Origin of the sequence: Saccharopolyspora pogona (assembly GCF_014697215.1) — a bacterium.
Taxonomy (GTDB): domain Bacteria; phylum Actinomycetota; class Actinomycetes; order Mycobacteriales; family Pseudonocardiaceae; genus Saccharopolyspora; species Saccharopolyspora hattusasensis.
The window spans coordinates 4,719,884-4,739,973 of the sequence record NZ_CP031142.1; the positions used below are offsets into that span (position 1 = coordinate 4,719,884).

At 68.9% G+C, this 20,090-nt stretch carries 20 protein-coding genes; 12 read left to right on the forward strand and 8 right to left on the reverse strand.

Features of this window, described 5'->3' with window-relative positions; translation table 11 throughout:
* Nucleotides 1–31: 31 nt before the first annotated feature.
* Complete coding sequence (ctaC, locus tag DL519_RS21575; protein ID WP_190817477.1) at nt 32–970, reverse strand: aa3-type cytochrome oxidase subunit II; 939 nt, start codon at nt 968–970, stop codon at nt 32–34.
* Nucleotides 971–1,235: 265 nt separating this feature from the next.
* On the opposite strand from ctaC, the gene asnB reads away from it, so the two are divergent.
* Nucleotides 1,236–3,164, forward strand: coding sequence for an asparagine synthase (glutamine-hydrolyzing) (asnB, locus tag DL519_RS21580; protein WP_190817479.1), 1,929 nt, complete (start codon nt 1,236–1,238; stop codon nt 3,162–3,164).
* Between the two features lie 465 nt (nt 3,165–3,629).
* The gene (locus tag DL519_RS21585) at nt 3,630–3,869 is read left to right on the forward strand and encodes a hypothetical protein (protein ID WP_190817481.1); all 240 of its coding nucleotides are present in this window, start codon (nt 3,630–3,632) and stop codon (nt 3,867–3,869) included.
* Between the two features lie 294 nt (nt 3,870–4,163).
* Here DL519_RS21585 and DL519_RS46985 read toward each other — a convergent pair whose 3' ends face one another.
* Nucleotides 4,164–4,415 carry a transposase gene (locus DL519_RS46985; RefSeq protein ID WP_263399681.1) on the reverse strand — a complete coding sequence of 84 codons (252 nt, stop codon included), beginning with the start codon at nt 4,413–4,415 and terminating at the stop codon, nt 4,164–4,166.
* Nucleotides 4,416–4,659: 244 nt separating this feature from the next.
* Here DL519_RS46985 and DL519_RS21595 point away from each other — a divergent pair, with 244 nt between their 5' ends.
* On the forward strand, nt 4,660–5,028 hold the full coding sequence (locus tag DL519_RS21595; RefSeq protein WP_397544965.1) for an ABC transporter permease subunit: 369 nt from the start codon (nt 4,660–4,662) through the stop codon (nt 5,026–5,028).
* Between the two features lie 213 nt (nt 5,029–5,241).
* On the opposite strand, the gene DL519_RS21600 is transcribed toward DL519_RS21595, so the two are convergent.
* Nucleotides 5,242–6,321, reverse strand: a complete 1,080-nt coding sequence (locus DL519_RS21600; RefSeq protein ID WP_190813148.1) for an IS110 family RNA-guided transposase — start codon at nt 6,319–6,321, stop codon at nt 5,242–5,244.
* Between the two features lie 283 nt (nt 6,322–6,604).
* Here DL519_RS21600 and mmuM point away from each other — a divergent pair, with 283 nt between their 5' ends.
* Together mmuM and DL519_RS21610 are read left to right on the forward strand one after the other, a co-directional pair.
* A complete protein-coding gene (gene mmuM, locus DL519_RS21605; protein WP_210435023.1) occupies nt 6,605–7,504 on the forward strand; it encodes a homocysteine S-methyltransferase in 900 nt (299 codons plus the stop codon).
* Between the two features lie 214 nt (nt 7,505–7,718).
* Nucleotides 7,719–8,003: a sialidase family protein gene (locus DL519_RS21610; RefSeq protein WP_223839371.1), complete on the forward strand. Its 285-nt coding sequence runs from the start codon at nt 7,719–7,721 to the stop codon at nt 8,001–8,003.
* A gap of 451 nt (nt 8,004–8,454) precedes the next feature.
* Here the strand turns inward: DL519_RS21610 and DL519_RS21615 are convergent, their stop codons facing one another.
* Nucleotides 8,455–9,381 (reverse strand): carbohydrate kinase family protein, encoded by a 927-nt coding sequence (locus DL519_RS21615; RefSeq protein WP_190824138.1) that lies wholly within the window; start codon nt 9,379–9,381, stop codon nt 8,455–8,457.
* Nucleotides 9,382–9,589: 208 nt separating this feature from the next.
* On the opposite strand from DL519_RS21615, the gene DL519_RS21620 reads away from it, so the two are divergent.
* Nucleotides 9,590–9,802, forward strand: coding sequence for an RNA-binding S4 domain-containing protein (locus tag DL519_RS21620; RefSeq protein ID WP_168587261.1), 213 nt, complete (start codon nt 9,590–9,592; stop codon nt 9,800–9,802).
* A gap of 1,006 nt (nt 9,803–10,808) precedes the next feature.
* Here the strand turns inward: DL519_RS21620 and DL519_RS21625 are convergent.
* Nucleotides 10,809–11,174, reverse strand: a complete 366-nt coding sequence (locus DL519_RS21625) for a HesB/IscA family protein (RefSeq protein WP_190817483.1) — start codon at nt 11,172–11,174, stop codon at nt 10,809–10,811.
* 227 nt (nt 11,175–11,401) lie between these two features.
* Here DL519_RS21625 and DL519_RS21630 point away from each other — a divergent pair, with 227 nt between their 5' ends.
* From DL519_RS21630 to cobS, 4 genes are all read left to right on the forward strand, one after another.
* The gene (locus tag DL519_RS21630; RefSeq protein WP_190817485.1) at nt 11,402–12,040 is read left to right on the forward strand and encodes a DUF3043 domain-containing protein; all 639 of its coding nucleotides are present in this window, start codon (nt 11,402–11,404) and stop codon (nt 12,038–12,040) included.
* Nucleotides 12,041–12,146: 106 nt separating this feature from the next.
* On the forward strand, nt 12,147–12,692 hold the full coding sequence (gene cobU, locus DL519_RS21635) for a bifunctional adenosylcobinamide kinase/adenosylcobinamide-phosphate guanylyltransferase (RefSeq protein WP_190817487.1): 546 nt from the start codon (nt 12,147–12,149) through the stop codon (nt 12,690–12,692).
* A gap of 33 nt (nt 12,693–12,725) precedes the next feature.
* A complete protein-coding gene (cobT, locus tag DL519_RS21640) occupies nt 12,726–13,820 on the forward strand; it encodes a nicotinate-nucleotide--dimethylbenzimidazole phosphoribosyltransferase (protein WP_190817489.1) in 1,095 nt (364 codons plus the stop codon).
* On the forward strand, nt 13,817–14,572 hold the full coding sequence (gene cobS / locus DL519_RS21645; RefSeq protein ID WP_223839373.1) for an adenosylcobinamide-GDP ribazoletransferase: 756 nt from the start codon (nt 13,817–13,819) through the stop codon (nt 14,570–14,572). The genes cobT and cobS overlap by 4 nt, the downstream gene beginning before the upstream one ends.
* 141 nt (nt 14,573–14,713) lie before the next feature.
* Here cobS and DL519_RS21650 read toward each other — a convergent pair whose 3' ends face one another.
* On the reverse strand, nt 14,714–15,817 hold the full coding sequence (locus tag DL519_RS21650) for a branched-chain amino acid aminotransferase (RefSeq protein ID WP_190817490.1): 1,104 nt from the start codon (nt 15,815–15,817) through the stop codon (nt 14,714–14,716).
* Between the two features lie 157 nt (nt 15,818–15,974).
* On the opposite strand from DL519_RS21650, the gene DL519_RS21655 reads away from it, so the two are divergent.
* Nucleotides 15,975–16,271, forward strand: coding sequence for a hypothetical protein (locus DL519_RS21655; protein WP_223839375.1), 297 nt, complete (start codon nt 15,975–15,977; stop codon nt 16,269–16,271).
* A 60-nt stretch (nt 16,272–16,331) separates the two neighbouring features.
* On the opposite strand, the gene DL519_RS21660 is transcribed toward DL519_RS21655, so the two are convergent.
* Together DL519_RS21660 and DL519_RS21665 are read right to left on the reverse strand one after the other, a co-directional pair.
* Nucleotides 16,332–17,006: a DUF402 domain-containing protein gene (locus tag DL519_RS21660; protein ID WP_190817494.1), complete on the reverse strand. Its 675-nt coding sequence runs from the start codon at nt 17,004–17,006 to the stop codon at nt 16,332–16,334.
* An 8-nt stretch (nt 17,007–17,014) separates the two neighbouring features.
* A complete protein-coding gene (locus DL519_RS21665) occupies nt 17,015–18,262 on the reverse strand; it encodes an APC family permease (protein ID WP_190817496.1) in 1,248 nt (415 codons plus the stop codon).
* A gap of 185 nt (nt 18,263–18,447) precedes the next feature.
* On the opposite strand from DL519_RS21665, the gene DL519_RS21670 reads away from it, so the two are divergent.
* Nucleotides 18,448–19,941 (forward strand): leucyl aminopeptidase, encoded by a 1,494-nt coding sequence (locus DL519_RS21670; protein WP_190817497.1) that lies wholly within the window; start codon nt 18,448–18,450, stop codon nt 19,939–19,941.
* The last annotated feature ends 149 nt before the right edge of the window (nt 19,942–20,090 follow it).

Genomic DNA, 20,090 nt, shown 5'->3' on the forward strand with positions numbered 1-20,090 from the left:
TCTCACGCCGTACGCCCTGCCGAGGGCACCCCTACTTGGTCCCGCTCTGCCCGGAGGGCACTCCGCCGGTGCGGTCGGTGTTGAACGGAACACCGGTGACCGCGTGCGGGGTGCACAGCTCACCGCAGTTCATGGCGCCCAGCGCCTCGGCGGTGGTGTACGGCTGGCCGGTCTGCGGGTTGACCTGCGTCCGCAGTTGCATGTACCGGTCGAACTTGTCCGTCGACAGCGCCCGGACCTCGAAGTTCATCATCGAGTGGTAGGTGCCGCACAGCTCGGCGCACCGGCCGACGAACGAACCTTCGCGCTCAACGGTGTTCTGGAAGACGTTGTCCTGGTTGTTCTTCTCCGGGTCCGGGAAGGTGTCCCGCTTGAAGTGCCATTCCGGCACGAAGAACGAGTGGATCACGTCGGTCGCGCGAATGTTGTACTCGACGCGCTGGCCGACCGGCACGACCAGCAGCGGGATCTCGCTGCTGCTACCGATGGTGCGGACCGGCTGCCCGTCCGGGGTCTTGTAACCGGGGTAGTTGAACTCCCAGTTCCACTGGAACGCGACCACGTTCACCCGCTGGTCCGGGTTGGCCGGCTTGGCCAGCACGGTGTTCTGGGTGACGGCCGTGAAGTAGAACAGCACGACCACCATCACGAACGGGATCGCCGTGTAGATCAGCTCCAGCGGCAGGTTGTACTGGAACTGCCGGGGCAGCTCCTCGTCACCCTTCTTCTTGCGGTGGAAGGCGACCGTCCAGAAGATCAGCCCCCACACCATCACACCCACCGCGAGTGCCGCGATGACCGACCAGGTCCACAGGTTCCGCATCGCCTCGGCCTGCGGGGTGACCCCCTCCGGCCAGCCGAACCGCAGGACCTCGTCGGTCGTGCAGCCCGTGGCCGCGACACCAACCAGGCCGATCAGACCAGCGACCTTGACCAGCCGTGGCACTCGGGTCCCCTCCTTCAGGCCCACTGCGCGACGCCTCCTCGTGCAAAACTCACCGCTGCGGCCTGGTGATCGCCGTCCGTCCGCGGACGAAGCCGGAGATCTGCCGCCGGAATCCTGCGCAGAGCCTAGCCCAGGTGTAGCCGCGATACTGCTCCGGGGGCGTAGATCGCGGCCAGGCCTGGATTGCCGCCCCGCGCGTGCAGCGCGCGGGCGAGCGGACGGCATACTGGGGCGAGCTGTGGGGGGCTGGAAAGACGACACCGCCGACTCGAAGAGGTGCACCAGACGCGTGTGCGGCCTGCTTGGACTTGTTTGTCCCACCGAAGAGAACGCCGGCTTCGCCGTTAATGCGGTGGCCAACGCGCTGCCGTGTCAACGACACCGGGGCCCGGACGAAAGCGACACCTGGCACGGCGGTGAGGTCGTCTTCGGCTTCAACCGGCTGTCGATCATCGACCTGGAGCACTCCCACCAGCCGTTGACGTGGGGCCCGCCGGAGACCCCGCGGCGCTACACCATCAACTTCAACGGTGAGATCTACAACTACCTGGAGCTGCGCGCCGAGCTGATCGAGCGCTTCGGCGCCCGGTTCAGCACCGACGGCGACACCGAAGTGATCGTCGCCGCCTACCACTACCTGGGCACTTCGGTGGTCGGCCGGCTGCGCGGCATGTTCGCGTTCCTGATCTGGGACAACGAGCGCAAGGTGGTCTTCGGCGCGCGCGACCCGTTCGGCATCAAGCCGCTGTTCTACGCGGCCGGGCCGGGTGGCGTGGCGTTCGCCAGCGAGAAGAAGAGCCTGCAGAGCCTGGCAAGCACGCTGCGCATCGGCGAGGAGCTGGACCACAAGGCGCTGCAGCACTACCTGGTGCTGCAGTACGTGCCGGAGCCGGAGTCGTTGCACCGGCAGATCCGCCGCATCGAGTCGGGCACCTCGTTCACCGTCTCCCCGGGCGGCCAGCTGGTCACCGAGCGGTACTTCCAGCCGAACTTCCACTCGCGGCCGGTCAACACCGACGCCGACGCGCGACGGCTGCACGACGAGATCGTCAACGTGATGCGCGACTCGGTCGCCAAGCACATGCGCGCGGACGTCACCGTCGGTTCGTTCCTCTCCGGCGGCATCGACTCCACGGCGATCGCGGCGCTGGCCAAGGAGCACAACCCGAACCTGATCACCTTCACCACCGGTTTCGAGCGGCAGGGCTACTCGGAGGTGGACGTGGCCGCCGAGTCGGCCGCGGCGATCGGTGTCAAGCACGTCGTCCGCACCGTCTCCGCCGAGGAGATGATGGAGACGCTGCCGCTGATCATCTGGTACCTGGACGACCCGGTGGCCGACCCGGCGCTGGTGCCGCTGTGGTTCATCGCACGAGAGGCCCGCCAGCACGTCAAGGTGGTGCTCTCCGGCGAGGGCGCCGACGAGCTGTTCGGCGGCTACACGATCTACCGGGAGCCGCTGTCGCTGGCGCCGTTCGAGAAGGTGCCGGGGGCGCTGCGCAAGGCGATGGGCCGCGTGTCGACCGCCATCCCGGAAGGCGTGCGGGGCAAGGACCTGCTGCGCCGCGGCGCATTGAGCCTGGAGGAGCGCTACTACGGCAACGCGCGCATCTTCCGCGACGACCAGCTGCGCGGCGTGATGCGCAGCTTCGACCCGGGCGTGTCACACAAGGACGTCACGGCCGGCCCGTACCGGCAGTCGGCGAGCTGGGACCCGGTAACCCGGATGCAGCACGTGGACCTGTTCACCTGGCTGCGCGGCGACATCCTGGTCAAGGCCGACAAGGTGACGATGGCCAACTCGCTGGAGCTGCGGGTGCCGTTCCTGGACACGGAGGTGTTCCGGGTCGCCAGCGGCATCCCGCTGGAGCAGAAGATCACCAAGGAGACCACCAAGTACGCGCTGCGCCAGGCGATGTACCAGGTGGTGCCCGCGCACGTGATCAACCGCCGCAAGCTCGGGTTCCCAGTGCCGATCAAGCACTGGCTGCGCGACGAGATGCACGACTGGGCGCGCAACATCATCCAGCAGTCCCAGACTGACCACCTGCTCAACCGCACCGCGGTGCTGCAGCTGCTGGAGGAGCACCGCTCCGGTGTGCTGGACCACAGCCGCCGCCTTTGGGCGCTGCTGGTGTTCATGCTGTGGCACGGGATCTTCGTCGAGGGACGCCTGTCCCCCGAGGTCCCTGAGCCCCACTACCCGGTCCGCCTTTGACGGTTCACCGCAGCGAACGGCCCGTTCACCTCACCTACGAGCCTGTTGCAAAATTACGCCCACCACGGACCGTGATCGATCGATCACGGCTGAGATGGCCACTGGCGGACAAACGGCGGCGATCGAGACTGATTTGGTACTTCGGTTCAGCCGTTTTCGCCGAAAACGCAACAGGCTCCTACCGAGGCGAACGGGCCGTTCACGTTCCTGGTCGGCCCAGATGAACGTGCCGCCTGATCAGGACTCGTGAGCACGTTGGGGTCGCTACAGCAGGGTCGCCAGAGCAGCCCAAACCACTCACGGCCCCGCGCGCCTCATCGTCAGCCGCAGTGCTCGAAGGTGGCTCGTGTAGGAGTTGCTGCCCACCAAGCCTCCCCACTTGACGCAGGTCGTGCCCGCCTCTTGGCGGCTTTCCGGAGTCGGTGACCCGGGTCTTGCCCTGGACTTCGAGGAAGGCCGCAGTCGGTGACACTGTGCCGAGCGAGGTCGCCTTCATCGTCACCACGCAGTTGTTCTTGTTGGAGCTGTTGTAGAGAACCCGCGTTCCAGCCGCTGGCGACCAGCGCCCACTCCCGGCCGTGGATCCTGGAGAACAGCGAGCTGCTGGAACCGCTGCAGACCTCGTACGCCGGCATCCTGTCCGGCCGCAAGAACGCCCAGACCGCGCTGGACGAAACCGCCCAGACCTACTGGGACGCACCCTGATCTGGACCTTCGCGCACGTGTTCGACCACTACGCGATCGGGCTGGCGCTGGCGATGCTGCTCAACCGCCAGGTACGGCTGCGCGGGCTGTACCGGGTGCTGCTGATCCTGTCCTGGGCCGTGCCGGTGTTCATCAGCGCGTTCGCCTGGCGGGTACCTGTTCAACTCCGCGTACGGCCTGATCACCATTTGGCCTTGTACTCCGGTATCGAACGAAACTCGCTCCTCGACGCGTCGCTGATCGCACGTGCAAGCGAGTGGTTACCGAGCATGTTGCGCACGGAGAGGTCTTCAATCACGACCACTTGGTTGTCGCGGACGAGTCGAGTAGTGACCTTGTGCAGTGATCACGGCGCCGGTCGGTGATCCACGCATGCACACGGGCCACCTTTCGGCGAGCTTTCTCCCGGTTGTTGCTGCCTTTGGCCTTGCGCGCCAGTTCCCGCTGGGCTTTTGCCAACCGGCGGCGTTCCCGCTTCTCGTGCTGCGGGTTGGTGATCTTCTCGCCGGTCGACAACGTCAACAGGGAGGTGATTCCCGCATCCACGCCCACCACCTAGTCCGTGCGTAGTGCTCGGTGGAAGTCTCGACCAGGATCGACACGAACCAGCGGCCCGCCGCTGCCCACGACACCGTGACCGTGGATGGTTCCCATCCTTCCGGAAGGGGACGCGACCACACGATGTTCAGCGGCTCGCGCATCTTCGCCAGCGTCAGCCGACGATCCCGCTACTTGAAGGCGGAGCGGGTGTACTCGGCCGAGGAGCACCGCGATCCCGTTCTGCACCTACATGTTGAAGGGCTACTTCGACGGGATTCCCGGCGAGATCGACGAGGCCGGGCGGGTCGACGGGCTGTCGCCGTCCGGGGTGTTCGGGCGGCTGGTGCTGCCGCTGGCGAAGCCGGGGTTGGCGGTGACGGCGTTCTACTCGTTCATCGTGGCCTGGAGCGAGGTGGCGTTCGCCTCGGCGTTCCTCTCGGCCGGGGACCGCTCGAAGACGCTGGCGGTGGGCCTGCAGGTGTTCGTGCAGCAGAACCGCTCCGAGTGGGGACACCCGGCGGCCGCGTCGGTGCTGGTGGTGGTGGCCGCGGTGATCGTGTTCTGCCTGTTGCAGCGGTTCCTCGTCAGCGGCCTCTCGGCGGGCAGCGTGAAGGGCTGAGCCGCTGGCCGGTTGGAGCGAACGGACCGTTCACGCCTCCTGGAGCCTGTTGCAAAATTACGCCTACCACGGACCGTGATCGATCGATGACGGCTGAGGCGGCCACTGGCGGACGAACGGCGGCGATCGAGACTGATTTGGCACTTCGGTTCAGCCGCTTTCGCCGAAAACGCAACAGGCTCCTGGCGAGGTGAACGGATGCTCCTATAGATGTCAAGCGGCGGTTGTGGGGGTTTTTGGAGGGGTTTGTTGTGTTGTGGGGGTGGTGGTGAGTGCGTGGTAGATCTCGCGGGCGACGTAGCGTTTGAGGCAGCGGATGATGTCTTTTTTCGTGAGTCCTTCCTGGGTGCGGCGTTCGACGTAGGCGCGGGTTCGTTCGTCGTGGCGCATGCGGACCAGGACGATGGTGTAGAGGGCATTGTTGGCGGAGCGGTTGCCGCCGCGGTCGAGGCGGTGGCGGTCGGTGCGGCCGGAGGAGGCGGGGATGGGGGCGGCTCCGGTGAGGTGGGCGAATGCGGCTTCGGAGCGCATGCGTTCAGGGTTGTCGCCGGCGGCGGCCAGGAGGGTACCGGCGGTCTGGGTGCCGACGCCGCGGAGTTCCAGCAGGTCCGGGCAGGCCTGTTGGGTCAGCGGGGCGATGGCGTTGTCGAGTTCGGCGATCTCGGTGTCGAGGGCCTGGTAGCGCCGTGCCAGTAGGCGCAGGGCGGCGCGGGTGGCCGTCGGCGGGTGGGCCAGGTCCTGGCCGGGTCGTAGCCGGGCCAGGGTGGTGATCAGTGCGGCGGTGTTCAGGCCGGTGATCTGCTCGCGTAGCACCGCCGGTGCGGAGACCAGCAGTGAACGGATCTGGTTGATCGCCTGGGTGCGGGCTTTGACCGCGCTGGTGCGGGCCACGCGCAGGGCGCGGATGGCCTCGACCACACCGTCACGGCTTTTCGGGATGCCGGTGGCGCGTTCGGCCAGCACCGCGGTGGCTGCGGCGTAGGCATCGATCGAGTCTGATTTTCCTCTCAGGCGACGGGTTTTACGGTCGGGGCGATCCACCTCGATGACGCTGATGCCAGAGGCGGTGAGTACCCGGGCGAGTTCGGCGCCGTAGGCACCGGTTCCCTCGACCCCGATCGCGACGAGCTCACCATGCGACCGCATCCATTCCAGTAGCCGCCGGTAGCCATCGGTGGTGGTGGGGAACTCCTTGTCGGCCAGGTGCCGGCCCACCTGGTCGATCACCGCGCCGTGATGGGTCTGGCCATGGGAATCGACTCCGCCGATGATCCGCGGGCTTTCTTGCGTCATGCTGGTCCTGTCCGTCCTTGCGTCCGTTACCTGGGGCGGCACGCGCCGGTCGGGCGGGAGGACAAGACAGTGACGGGGCTTCTAGCCAAGCTCCTATAAGGTCACAAACGCCCGTCCGGCCGCGTGCGTAGCAACGCCCGGTAAGGCCGACAGATCCGTTCCAGGACAGGCAAGCCGTCAGTCCGTTCGAGGGTCAGACCCACCAGCGGCGTCACTACACACATCATCACTGTCCGTTCGCTTCAGATGACCGGCCGCCACCGTGCACGACTACGCTGAGCGCATGAACGCGTTCAGCCTCAGCGGCGCACCGATGATCCTGGACGGCGGCCTGGCCACTGAGTTGGAAGCGCAGGGCCACGACCTCTCCGATGCGTTGTGGTCGGCACGCCTGCTGGCGGATGCGCCGGAGGAGATCGTCGCGGCGCATGCCGCGTTCTTCCGGGCGGGCGCGGAGATCGCGACGACCGCGAGCTACCAGGCGAGCTTCGAGGGGTTCGCGGAGCACGGCATCGAGCGCGCCGAGGCGGCGAAGCTGATGCGGCGAAGCGTAGAACTGGCCCGGCTGGCCGGCGAAGTGGAGCCGGGCCGGCACCGCTGGGTGGCGGCGTCGATCGGCCCGTACGGCGCGATGCTGGCAGACGGTTCGGAGTACCGGGGCCGGTACGGCCTGACGAAGCGCGAGCTGCACGACTTCCACCGGCCGCGGCTGGAGGTGCTCGCGGAGTCTCGCCCGGACGTCTTCGCCCTGGAGACCGTCCCGGACGTGGACGAGGCGGAAGCGCTGGTGGACGCGGTCGCCGACCTGGACGTCCCAGCCTGGCTGTCGTTCACGATCAGCGGCGAGCAGACCCGGGCCGGCCAGCCCCTGGCGGAAGCGTTCGCCGTGGCGGCGGACAGCGACGCGATCATCGCGGTCGGGGTCAACTGCTCGGCGCCGGACGACGTGCTGACCGCGATCGAGATCGCCCGCGCCGCGGTGGAAAAGCCGATCGTCGTCTACCCCAACAGCGGAGAGGGCTGGGACGCGCAGCGGCGCGCGTGGACGGGCCGCGCCCGGCTGTCGGCGGAGCAGGCCCGCGGCTGGCGCGCGGCTGGCGCCCACGTCATCGGTGGCTGCTGCCGGGTTCGCCCGGAGGACATCACGGCGGTGGCGGACGCGCTGACTGATCCGGCTGCCTGATCGGGCGGTGGGCCGTCCGCCACCGAGGCCAAACATTTACCGGACAGTTCAGCGCCTAGTTCTTTTCCGGCATACCCGGATCTGCGGTCCAATGCCTTATCCGTTCGCCGGCGAAAGGACGGGGCATGCGCCGGATGACCAAACTCGTGGGGGCGGCCGCCGGGGTGGCGCTGCTCTGCCTGGGCGCGACCAGGCATCCGCGACCAACGAACCAATGGCGATCAGCGGGACGACGATCTTCACCAAGGGCGAGGGCGGCTACAACTGCTTCCGCATCCCCGCCCCGGTGCGCACCCAGGACCGCAGCACCCTGCTGGTGTTCGCGGAGGGCCGCCACAACAACTGCGACGACGCCGACGACATCGACGTCTGCTCAAGCGCTCGACGGACGACGGGAAGACGTGGCGACCGCTGGAACTCGTCACCGACGGAGCCGGGGACACCCGGGGCGACCCGGTGCCGATCGTGGACCGGGCCACCGGCCGGATCACGTTGCTGACGACGCACAACCCGGGCCCGGATTGCTCCGGCAACGGCTGCACCAGGATGCCTTTCCTGCAGCAAGCACGAACCCGCAAGGTACGCAGCGGACCAAACCGGTGGCGCAGCCGCAGCCGAAGAAGCCCAAATGCTTGCAACTTTTTGCAGATTACTTGGTCTTGTCCGACATGGACACAGCCCCGGCCACCCCTGGATGACGTTTCCGCAGCTGATCGCCCGGGATCGCCTTCGGGTGCCGCAGAGCCTGTTCTGGAATGCGCTGGTTGAAGCGAACGGACCGTTCGTGCCGCCTACGGTGGTGTACAGGCCGTTCGCTTCACACCAATTGGCAAGGCAGAACCACACCGCTCCCGCCGCGGCAGCCACCGGAACCTCCAGGCAGAACGAGTTCCTAAACAGGCTCTACAGCCGCGAGCAGCACTCACGGGCCTGACCAGCCGAAGCATCGCTCAGCCGAGCAGCGGGGCGACCTCCGCCGCCGCTTCGGCGCCGAAGGCATCGGCGAAGCGCTGCTGGGCGCAGCCGTGGTCGAGGGTCCACTCCTGCGTCCCGGTCACCTCCAGGACGTGCACGGCGATCAACGACCCCAGCTGCGCGGCACGCTCCAAAGACAGTCCTGTTTGGACACCAGCGAGGAAGCCCGCCCGGAAACCGTCGCCCACCCCGGTCGGGTCGACCTTCTCCCGCTCCGCGACCGCGGGCACCAGCAGCCGCTCGCCGCCGGTGACGACCTCCACCCCGCTCGCGCCGAGGGTGGTGAGCCGGGTGCCGACCAGCTTCCGCACCTCCGCATCGGTCCAACCGGTCTTCTGCCGCAGCAGGCCCCATTCGTACTCGTTGGTGAAAAGGTAGTGCGCGCCTTCGACCACCCGGCGCACCTGCTCCCCGCTGAGCCGGGCGAGCTGCTGCGACGGGTCGCTGGCGAACCGGTAGCCGCGGTGCCGGCACTCGTCGGCGTGCCGAAGCATGGCCTGCGGGTCGTTCGGGCTGATCAGCACCAGGTTGGCACCGGTGGAGCTGATCACCGGGGCCAGCTCGATGTTGCGGGCCTCCGACATCGCACCTGCGTAGAAGGACGCGATCTGGTTGAACTCGTCGTCGGTGGTGCACACGAACCGAGCGGTGTGCGCGACCTCCGAAACGTGCACGCCCGAGCAGTCCACGCCGTGGCGCTGCAGCCAGGAGCGGTAGTCGGCGAAGTCGTCGCCGACCGCGCCGACCAGCACCGGCCGTTGCCGCAGGACGCCCAGCGCGAAGGCGATGTTGGCCGCGGCGCCGCCGCGCCGGACCACGAGCCCGTCCACCAGGAAGCTCAGCGACACCTGCTCCAGGCTGTCGGCGACGAGCTGCTCGGTGAACCGGCCAGGGAAGTGCATCAGGTGGTCGGTGGCGATGCTTCCGGTGACGGCGACTGGCACGGCACATACTCCTGGTGGTTCGCGCGGCTGGGCCCGCAGCCAATACAGCACGCCGGAACGGTCCTCGCGACCCGCCGAACGTGGCTGCGGGTGATCGCGCGCGCACCGAGCGGCACCGCCCTGCCCGGTTCGGCGGCGTGCCAGGCGCGCGGCGGACAATGACGGTATGCGCGAAGTGGAGATCCGGGACGACATGATCCGGCTCGGGCAGCTGTTGAAGCTGGCGGGCCTCGTCGAGCACGGAGCGGAGGCGAAGGCCCTGCTGGAGGACGGCCAGGTAGAGGTCAACGGCGCGGTCGAAACCCGCCGCGGCAAGCAACTGGTCGAAGGCGACGAGGTGGTCCTCGGAAACGAGGTCGTCCGAGTGGTCATCCGCTGAACCTCGCCCGCAAACCCCAACCCCCGTGGGGCGAAGCCTGAAGGGCACCTCCTGCCAAGCCAGGAGCCTGTTGCGTTTTCGGCGAAAACGGCTGAACCGAAGTACCAAATCAGTCTCGATCGCCGCCGTTTGTCCGCCAGTGGCCATCTCAGCCGTGATCGATCGATTACGGTCCGTGGTGGGCGTAATTTTGCAACAGGCTCCCAGTTGGTAGAAGGTGCCCTTCAGTCGTCACGCGACAGCGGATCGCGACTCGGTCGGGCGACGTGTGAGAGGCACCGTGCCCGAGTAACCGTGTGCCCGAGTAACCGTGTGCGCCGTTCACGAAACGTGTCAAAACGTTCCGTGAGCAGATGACTTGCGCCACCTGCTTTGACCATCAGGAAGACTGGTGGCCTTCACGCTTCCTCGACCACTGCCAGCACGAACGCTGGTCTGACACGGTCTCCACGTGCGTTTGGCCTTGCGGCCGGTTCCCACGCAACTCGCGGTACCTGACGTGTTTCACCTGCCGCCGCAGCAAAACCGCTGACCGGGCTTGGCTTTCGCTCGGTCAGTAAGCAATGCACTACACCACGCTCTGTCACACATTGACACAGGCTCCGGAACTGTCAGTAACCCTCACCTGACACCGGTTCGCGTCAGAGCGCCTCGTGGACATGCGGCCGCCGACGATCGTGCACGCGAGGTCCGGCAGCTCGTCCGGCGCGCAGGTGAGCGGGTCGCCGTCGAAGACCGCCAGATCCGCTCGCACGCCAACCCGGATACGCCCGGGTCCGGACCGACACGTTGGTCTACCTCCGCGTGCGCGACGTCGATGCCGTCGCGGACGCATTCGGCGTCCAGGCCGAAGACGCCCCGTGGGCGCGCGAAATCGAACTGCGCGACCCCGGCGGAAACCGGCTGCGGATGGGCGCGCCCGCAGAATGGGCGCAGCCCCGGACCCTGGACAGCAAGAAGGCCGGGGCCCGCGGGCACCGGCCTCATGCCAGATCGGCTTGCTCGATCAGTGGAACGAGTCGCCGCAGGCGCACGACCCGCCCGCGTTCGGGTTGTCGATGGTGAAGCCCTGCTTCTCGATGGAGTCGACGAAGTCGATCATCGCGCCCTGCAGGTAGGGAGCGCTCATCCGGTCGACGACCACGCCCAGGCCCTCGAAGTCCCGTCGAGCGTCGCCGTCGAGGGTGCGCTCGTCGAAGAAGAGCTGGTAGCGCAGGCCCGCACACCCACCCGGCTGGACGGCGATACGCAGGTGCATATCGTCGCGGCCCTCCTGGTCGAGCAGGGCCTTGGCCTTCTGGGCCGCCGCGTCGGTCAACGTGACACCGTGGGCAGGCGCCTCGGCGTCGGTCGTGGTGTTCGAGGCGGTCATGGACTCTCCCTAGAGGTCTCGCTCGTCCGTTCCGGCGTTAGATGCAACCACAGCCGGAATCGCCCTATTCCCGCGGGCGCGGCCCGGGGGAGCTACATCTTGCTTCCTAAGTCTATGGTGGCACAGTTACCCGCCTAGCTGGTGTGATGTGGCTTCCCGATGTCGGATCCGCCCGCTGGTGTCCGGTCTGCTGCAGCCCCGGCCGGGGCGTCGAATACCCTGTTGGAGTGAGGTTCCTTCGCCGTAGCAGCGCTGAGCAGACCGCCACCACCGAGTCCGACGCGGAGACCGGTCAGGCTGCGGCGGAACATGCCGCCAACCACACCCCCAAGAAGGGGAAGCCGACGCCGAAGCGCCGGGACGCGGAGAGCAAGCGGCGCGGCCCGGTCCCGCCGCCGCCGAAGACCCAGCGCGAGGCGATCAAACGGTCCCGCGGCAACAAGGATGAGCGCCGGCAGGCCGCGCGGGAGCGCCGCGAGCGGATGATGCAGGGCGACGACCGCTACCTGATGCCCCGCGACAAGGGTCCGGTGCGCGCCTACGTGCGCGACCTGGTCGACACCCGGCGGCACCTGATGGGCCTGTTCATGCCGCTGGTGCTGATCGTGTTCGTCACCACGCTGGCGCAGAACCTGGTGGTCCAGCAGTACGCGACGCTGGCGTGCATGGCGCTGCTCGCGATGATGGTCGTCGAGGGCACCCTGCTGGGCCGGTACGTGAACAAGCGCGTGCGTGCGAAGTACCCGGACCACAAGGACCGCGCGTTCTCCCTGGGCTGGTACGCCTTCACGCGGGCCATGCAGATCCGCAAGCTCCGGGTCCCCCGCCCCCGCTACACCCCCAAGGACATCGCCAAGATCGGCTGATCCCAGCGCTCGTCTCGGCGACGACTGTCACACCGACCGCGGTCATCTGATCGATCCGGGTAGCGTCGCTGCGACGTCGTAGGTAAGGGGACCGGAGGTTCGTCGGGTGGCTGTGCGCACGTTGGTGCTCGGTGGGGCTCGTTCCGGCAAGTCCGCGCACGCCGAGGGTTTGGTCTCGGAATCCTCCCCGGTCACCTACACCGCGACCGCGCGGCGCGATCCCGACGACGCCGAGTGGGCCGAGCGGATCGCCCTGCACGTCTCCCGGCGCCCCGGCACCTGGCGGACCGTGGAGGCCGGCGACGCCGATTCGCTGCTCCGCGTGCTGGCCGATGCCGGCTCCGGGGCGACCGTGCTGGTGGATGACCTGGCCACCTGGCTGACCGGCGTGCTCGACGACACCGGTGCGTGGGATCGCGACCCCGGCGCGCTCGACGTGGTTGCCGGGCACTGCGCCCGGTTGGTCGAGGCCGTCGCCGGGTGCCGGGCCCGGTTGGTGGTCGTTTCCGCCGAAGTCGGCCTCGGGGTCGTCCCGGCGACCAGGTCTGGAAGGCTGTTCAGGGACGAGCTCGGCTCGCTCAACGCCCGGCTGGCTGACGTGTCCGACGAGGTAGTCCTGCTCGTGGCCGGACTTCCGCTCCGCATCCGCTGACCCCAGACGCGCCGAACAAACGGAGGTTTTCGCTTGTCCACCGACCAGAACCAGTCCGGCCCGATCGGGTTCCCGGCGGTACCGGCGCCCGACGAGCAGGCCCGGCGGCAGGCGGTCGCCCGGCACGAGCAGTTGACCAAGCCCGCAGGATCGCTGGGGCGGCTGGAAGAAATCGCCGTCTGGGTCGCATCCCGGCAGGGCAGCTGCCCGCCGCGCCCCTTCACCCGTCCCCGCGTGGTCGTCTTCGCCGGGGACCACGGCATCGCGGCGCACGGCGTCTCGGCCTACCCCAGCGACGTGACCGGCCAGATGGTCAGCAATTTCCTCAACGGCGGCGCGGCGGTGAACGTGCTGGCCACCAACGCCGGCGCGACGGTGCGAGTGGTGGACATGGCGGTCAACACCGACACCCCGCCGGTGGTCAGCGCGCACAAGGTGCGGCGCGGGTCGGGTGCGATCGACCGGGAGGACGCCCTCACCACCGACGAGGTGGACGCCGCTGTCAACGCCGGGCGCACCATCGCCGACGAGGAAGTGGACTCCGGTGCCGACCTGCTCATCGCCGGCGACATGGGCATCGGCAACACCACCCCGGCGGCGGTGCTGATCGCCGCACTGACCGGGACCGAACCGGTGGCGGTGGTCGGCCGCGGCACCGGCATCGACGACAACGCCTGGATGCGCAAGACCGCCGCGATCCGGGATGCGCTGCGCCGCGCCCGCAAGGTGCTGAACGACCCGGTGGCGCTGCTGCGGACCTCGGCGGGGGCCGACATCGCCGCGCTGACCGGGTTCCTCGCGCAGGCCGCGGTTCGGCGCACCCCGGTGCTGCTGGACGGGGTCGTGGTGGGTGCGGCTGCGCTCGTCGCCGAGGAGCTCGCGCCCGGCGCCCGGCAGTGGTGGCTGGCCGGTCACCGCTCCGCCGAACCGGGCGGGCCACTGGTGCTCGACCACCTCGACCTCACCCCGGTCCTCGACTTGGGGATGCGGCTCGGCGAGGGCTCCGGTGCGCTCACGGCGCTGCCGGTGGTCACCGCCGCGGTGCGGGTGCTCGGTGAGATGGCGACCTTCGCCGAAGCCGGTGTCGGCGGCCCGACCGGAGCCGAGGCGACCGGCCCGACGGCGTGACGGTGCTGGACGGTCTGCGCCTGGCGGTGTCGTGGCTGAGCGTGCTGCCGGTGCCCGCCCGGCGCGTCGACGACCGCGCCTGCCGCCAGGCGATCTCGTTCGCGCCCCTGGTTGGCGCGCTGGTCGGTGCCTTCGGCACCGCCGCACTCTGGGCACTGACCGCGCTCGGATCTCCCCCGCTGTTGGCCGGGCTGCTCACCGTCGCCGTGTTGGTGCTGGTCACACGGGGTATGCACGTCGACGGCCTGGCGGACACGGTGGACGGTCTCGGTTGCTACGGACCACCGGAGCGCGCGCTGAGCGTGATGCGCGACGGCGGCGCGGGGCCGTTCGCGGTGGTCGCTTTGATCCTCGTGCTCGGCATCCAGGCGGCAAGCCTCGCCGAACTGGCGAACGTGCCGCTGACGGTCGTCCTCGCATGTGCGGTGGGCCGCGCGGGATTCGTGCTGTGCTGCCGGGCCGGAGTGCCGGCGGCACGCCCGGAAGGCATGGGTGCACTGGTAGCGGGCAGCCAGCCGACCTGGCTCGTCGCCGCCTGGTGGCTCGCCCTGCTCGCGGTGGCCGCCGTCGGCTTCGGCTGGCACGCGGCGATCGCCGTGGTCCTCGCCGCAGCCCTGCTACTCGCCCTCACCTGGCACACCCGACGCCGCTTCGGCGGAATCACCGGAGACGTCCTAGGCGCCGCCTCCGAACTCGCGACCACAACAGTCCTCGCGACCACGGCGGTCCTCGCGACCACGGCCATCGCCTGACCAAGTCCACCACAATTTCCATTGAAATCTGAGGGGCGATTTCAATGGAGATTGCGGCCCTTCGGCGTGTCGGCACCCCGACACGCCGAAGGTTGTGGATAACTTCCGCAATTTCCATTGAAATTGCGGACCCCCTGGCGGTCAGCTGAGCTTGGTCATCCAGCCGTGGGTGTCGGCGGCCGTGCCGTGCTGGATGGCGGTGAGGCGCTCGCGCAGCTTCATCGTCACCTCGCCCGGCTGGCCGTCGGCGATGCCGAACTCCCCGTCGCGGTGCTTGACGTGGCCGACCGGGGTGATCACCGCGGCGGTGCCGCAGGCGAAGACCTCGGTAAGCTCACCGGTGGTGGCCTTCTTCTCCCACTCCTCGACGGTGATCCGCCGCTCCTCGACCTGCATGCCGAGCTCCTTGCCCAGCTCCAGCAGTGACGAGCGGGTCACGCCCGGCAGCAGGCTGCCGCTGAGCGCCGGGGTCACCAGGCGCGCGTCCGAGCCGGAGCCGAACACGAAGAACAGGTTCATGCCGCCCATTTCTTCGACCACGTGCCGCTCGCACGCGTCCAGCCACACGACCTGATCGCAGCCCTGCTCCACGGCCTCGGCCTGCGCCAGGAACGACGCGGCGTAGTTGCCCGCGAACTTCGCCGCGCCGGTGCCGCCGGGCGCCGCCCGCACGTACTCGTGGCTCAGCCACACGGTGACCGGCTTGATGCCGCTGGCGAAGTACGAGCCGGCCGGGGAGGCGATCAGCGCGTACAGGTAGGCGTTGGACGGGTGGTTGACGCCGAGCCCGATCTCAGTGGAGATCATGAACGGCCGCAGGTACAGCGAGCTCTCCTCGGCGCTCAGCACCCAGTCGGCGTCCACCGCGATCAGCTCGCGCAGCGACTCGATGAACAGTTCCTCCGGCAGCTGGGCCATCGCGATCCGCTGCGCCGAGCGCTGGAACCGCTGTGCGTTCGCCTCCGGCCGGAACGCGGCGATCGAGCCGTCGGGCTGGCGGTACGCCTTGAGTCCCTCGAAGATCGCCTGCGCGTAGTGCAGGACCGATGTCGCCGGGTCCAGCTCCAGCGAGTGGTAGGGCTCCACCGCGGCGTCGTGCCAGCCGCGGTCGTCGGTCCACTTGATGGTCACCATGTGGTCGGTGAAGTACCGTCCGAAGCCCGGATTCGCCAATACTTCCGCACGGCGCTCGTCGCTGGCCGGTTGCGGGTTGGGGGTCCGGGTGAAAGACAGCGCTCCAGTCATGCGCGTACCGTATCGCGCGCTTCGGAGCAGTGGAAACCCGATCTCCAGAACTTGGTCGTCCAAATATCCGTCGTCCGCTTACTAAACGTTGAACGAACGCCACCGTTCGTGACCCGAAGCGGATGGATCCGGACGATTCGCCGTCTATGATGTGACCGTGACGCACGCCCACAACACCCCGGTCCCGACGGGACCCACGACGACGTCGCAGGACGCGCTGGCCGCAACCCTGGCGGCGCTCATGCCGCTGGGCGGCGGCCTACTGGTGATGCTCGGCTACGCGTGGATCGGCATCTTCGGCGCGATCCTGGGCCTGGCCGGCGCCGTCGGATGGGCGTTCTGGTGGCGCAACAAGCACAAGACGTTCTTCCCCGAGGACCTGCGCGGTGGCTCGGTCGGCGGGATCGGCGGGATCGTCGCCGTCATCGCCTTCCTGCTTTTCGTCTCGCTCTGACCCTGGCGGCACGGCGCCGTGAGTCCTTCGGGCTGCCGACGGACTCACGGCCCCGGCTCCTCAGATGAGCAGCAGTCCCTCCGGGAGGGACGGAAGTGCCCACTTCGGATCGGGCTGGGCATCGCAGTAGGTGCCGTCGAACGGGAACCGACCCGCCCCGGCCAGGGCGATCATGCGTTCGCCCTCGGCCTGCAGTCGGGTCAGGTGGCGCTCGTCGAACCGGCCGGCGGCCAACGCATCGGCCACCTCGTTCTCGTCCTTCCAGGACCAGCACCCGTCGGGGTACACCTCGACGTCGAGCACCCCGTCGACGCGCCGGACGCCGGTCGCATCCCTGCCCAGCGGGACTTCGAGGTTGACGTACCAGTTGCGGAAAGTGCCGTCGGGCTCGAAGAACCACCAGACCGACGCCCAGCAGTGCTCGAACACCAGGCGCAGCGTCGAGGTGCCGCGCCAGGTCGACTTCGCGGGGACTCGGGGCCCGTTGAAGCGTTCGGACAACGGCATCTGGCGCGGCGACCGGCCGTCCGGGGAGGTGGTGATTCGGATCGGCGTGCCGTCCAGGACCCAGCACAGCAGGTGGTCTCCGTCGTCCTCGACCACCCGTGCCGGATGGACGGTGCCCAGCGATCCGTCCAGCCGCCAGAAGCTGTAGAGCACTTCCTCGCCGGGCTCCCACGCCAGGGACTCGCCAGTGGATTTCAGGGGAATGTTGGCAACACTCGTCTTGAGCATGACCCGCCTCATCTCCAGCGACGGGACACCCCTCCCGTCACCAAAGGACCGACAACAACGACAACAAGCGTCGCAAGCATCGCAGAAATCGGCATGCTCATTGCGAGTAAAACTGACAACCCCATGCCCAGGCACGCTGCGCGCATCGGCCAGATGTGCCCCTCCGAAAGCAGCAGTCGCGCACCGGCATTCGTGAATGCGTAGTGGACGAGCAGGCAGCAGGCCGCGAAGGCCATCGCCGGAACCGGCTCGACCAGCACCGCGACCGCCACAGCGGCGACACCAGCGGCCACATCGAGCAGATAGGGCGTCCCGGCGCTGCTGGTGCGCCCCATGAAGCGCGGCAAGTCCCGGTCCTGCACGAGCGCCAGCGCCGTCGACCGGAACGACTCCAGCGCACCCAGCAGCACCGGCAGCAGCGCCACCGCCGCGCCGACGCCCACCAGCGGTGCGAGGTTCGCGGCCGCAGCGGCGGTCAGCACCTCGCGGATCGGCGTTGGTGAAAGCGCCAGCCGCGACCATCCCAGCTGGTAGACCAGCGCCGCGGTCACCACTGATAACGCCACCGCGAGTGCGACCAGCGAGACCACGGTGCCGCGCTTCGTCGCCGACCAGGCGAACCGGTCCTGCTCGACGGCAGGCGCGGTCAGCCGCTCAAAGCCGATGAAAGCGAAGAACAGCACGCCGGCCGCCCCGGTGATGCCCACCGCGCTGTCGGCCAGCGGGCGCCCGGCCGGGATAGGCGGCACCGGTTCTATCGCGAAGCAGGTGACCACCACGAGCCCGAGCACCGCGACGGTCAGCGCGAGCCAGATCCAGGCGGCACCGCCCCTGATCCGCAACCCCACCGTCGCCGCGAGCACGACCAGCAGCAGCGCCACCGCGGCGACCTGCGGAGCGGCGGTCGGCAGGAAGAAATCGCCCAGCACCCGCGCGATCACGGCCATCCCGGCGACCTGTCCGGCGAGGTGCGCGCTGGCCCCGATCCGCGCCGGCAGCACGCCCACCCACGCGCGCACACACGCGTAAGCCGCGCCTGGGCCCCAGTAGGCCTCGGACTGGTGCGCGGTCGCCGACGCGGCACATGCCGCGGCCAAGAACGCGACCAGCAGCCCGAGCGGCAGCCAAGGCCCGGCTGCCGCGGCGGCGGGCGCCGGCCCCACGAACACGCCGGCACCGAGCATCCCGCCGAGCGCGAGCGGGATGCCGCCGCTGCCGGACGCGAGCCGACCGCGCGATTCAACCTCTTGGGGCACGGCACCACCCTTACAGACGAATGTCGATGCGTGCAGCCGCCTGTCGGCTGACGCACGGGTAGGCAGGGGCGGAGAGCCCGAACGGACCGCCACTCCGAGCGAATTCGCAGTTGCCGAGCGTTCTAGAGTGCGAAGAAGCTTTGCTGACACCGCAGCGTTGACGCAGTGATCCGGAGGATGACCACGTGACGACCCCGAAACTCGCCCTGACCGACACGGCGGTGGCCAAGCTGACCGCGGACGCGCTCGTCGTCGGAACCGTCCAGGGCGCCGACGGCCTGCAGCTCGCGCCCGGTGCCGACCAGGTCGCCGCAGCGTACGACGGAGACCTGGCGAAGGTGCTCACCTCGCTGGGCGCGACGGGCAAGGCGGACGAGGTCGTCAAGCTGCCCGCTGGCGGAAAGCTGCGCGCCGACGTGCTGGTCGCCGTCGGGCTAGGCAAGCCCGCGGCGAACGGCGGGGTGTCCGGCGAGGTGGTGCGCCGGGCCTCCGGCGCTGCGGCCCGGTCGCTGAGCGGCGTCGAGCAGGCCGCCACCACGCTGTCCGCTGTGGACCTGTCGGCGGCGGTACAGGGCACGGTGATGGGCGCCTACGCGTTCACCTCGTACAAGTCGCAGTCCGGCGACGGCCCGCTGTCCAAGGTGGACTTCGTGGTCGGCGACGCCAAGGCGGATGCGAACGCGCACGCGCTGAAGGGCGCCACCGCGATTGGTGAGGCGGTCAACACCGCCCGCGACCTGATCAACACCCCACCCAACGACCTGTACCCGGCGTCCTTCGCCGAGCGCGCCGCCGAACTCGGGCGCGCAGCGGGCCTGGAGGTCGAGGTCCTCGACGACAACGCGCTGCGCAAGCAGGGCTTCGGCGGCATCCTCGGCGTCGGCGCCGGTTCCGCCCGCCCGCCGCGCCTGGTGCGGCTGCGGCACAAGGGCCCGAAGGCGGCCAAGAAGGTCGCGCTGATCGGCAAGGGCGTCACGTTCGACACGGGCGGCATCTCGATCAAGCCCGCCGCGAGCATGGAGGACATGACCTCGGACATGTCCGGGGCCGCCGCCGTGATCGCCACCATGCTGCTGGCCGCGCGGCTCAACTACCCGCTGGACATCACCGCGACCGTCCCGATGGCCGAGAACATGCCGTCGGGCACCGCCTACCGCCCCGGCGATGTGCTGACCATGTACGGCGGCAAGACCGTCGAGGTGCTCAACACCGATGCCGAGGGCCGGCTGATCCTTGTCGACGCCATCACGCGGGCCTGCGAGGACGAGCCGGACTACCTGATCGAGACGTCCACGCTGACCGGTGCGCAGGTCGTGGCGCTGGGCAAGCGCACCCCCGGCGTGATGGGCAGCGGGGAGTTCCGCGACCGGGTGGCGCGGCTGTCGCAGGCCGTCGGCGAGGGCGGCTGGCCGATGCCGCTGCCCGAGGAGCTGCGCGGTGACCTGGACTCCAAGCTCGCCGACCTCGCCAACATCACCGGGCACCGCTGGGGCGGCATGCTCGCGGCAGGCATCTTCATCGAGGAGTTCGTCGCCGACGACGTGCAGTGGGCGCACGTGGACATCGCGGGCCCGTCCTACAACACGAGCGCGCCGTGGGGCTACACCCCGAAGGGCGGCACCGGCGTCCCGGTCCGCACCATGGCGGCTGTGCTGGCCGACATCGCCGACCGGGGCTGAGCACAATTTCCTGACAGGTCGGGGCCGTGAGTCCTTCGCGCTGCAACAGCCGCCCGCCGGATTCACGGCCCCCGCTCGGTGCGTAGTTCTACTCCGCCGAAGTGGCGTATTTGTGATCCGAACCTCAAAAAGATCACCACAGCGCGGCG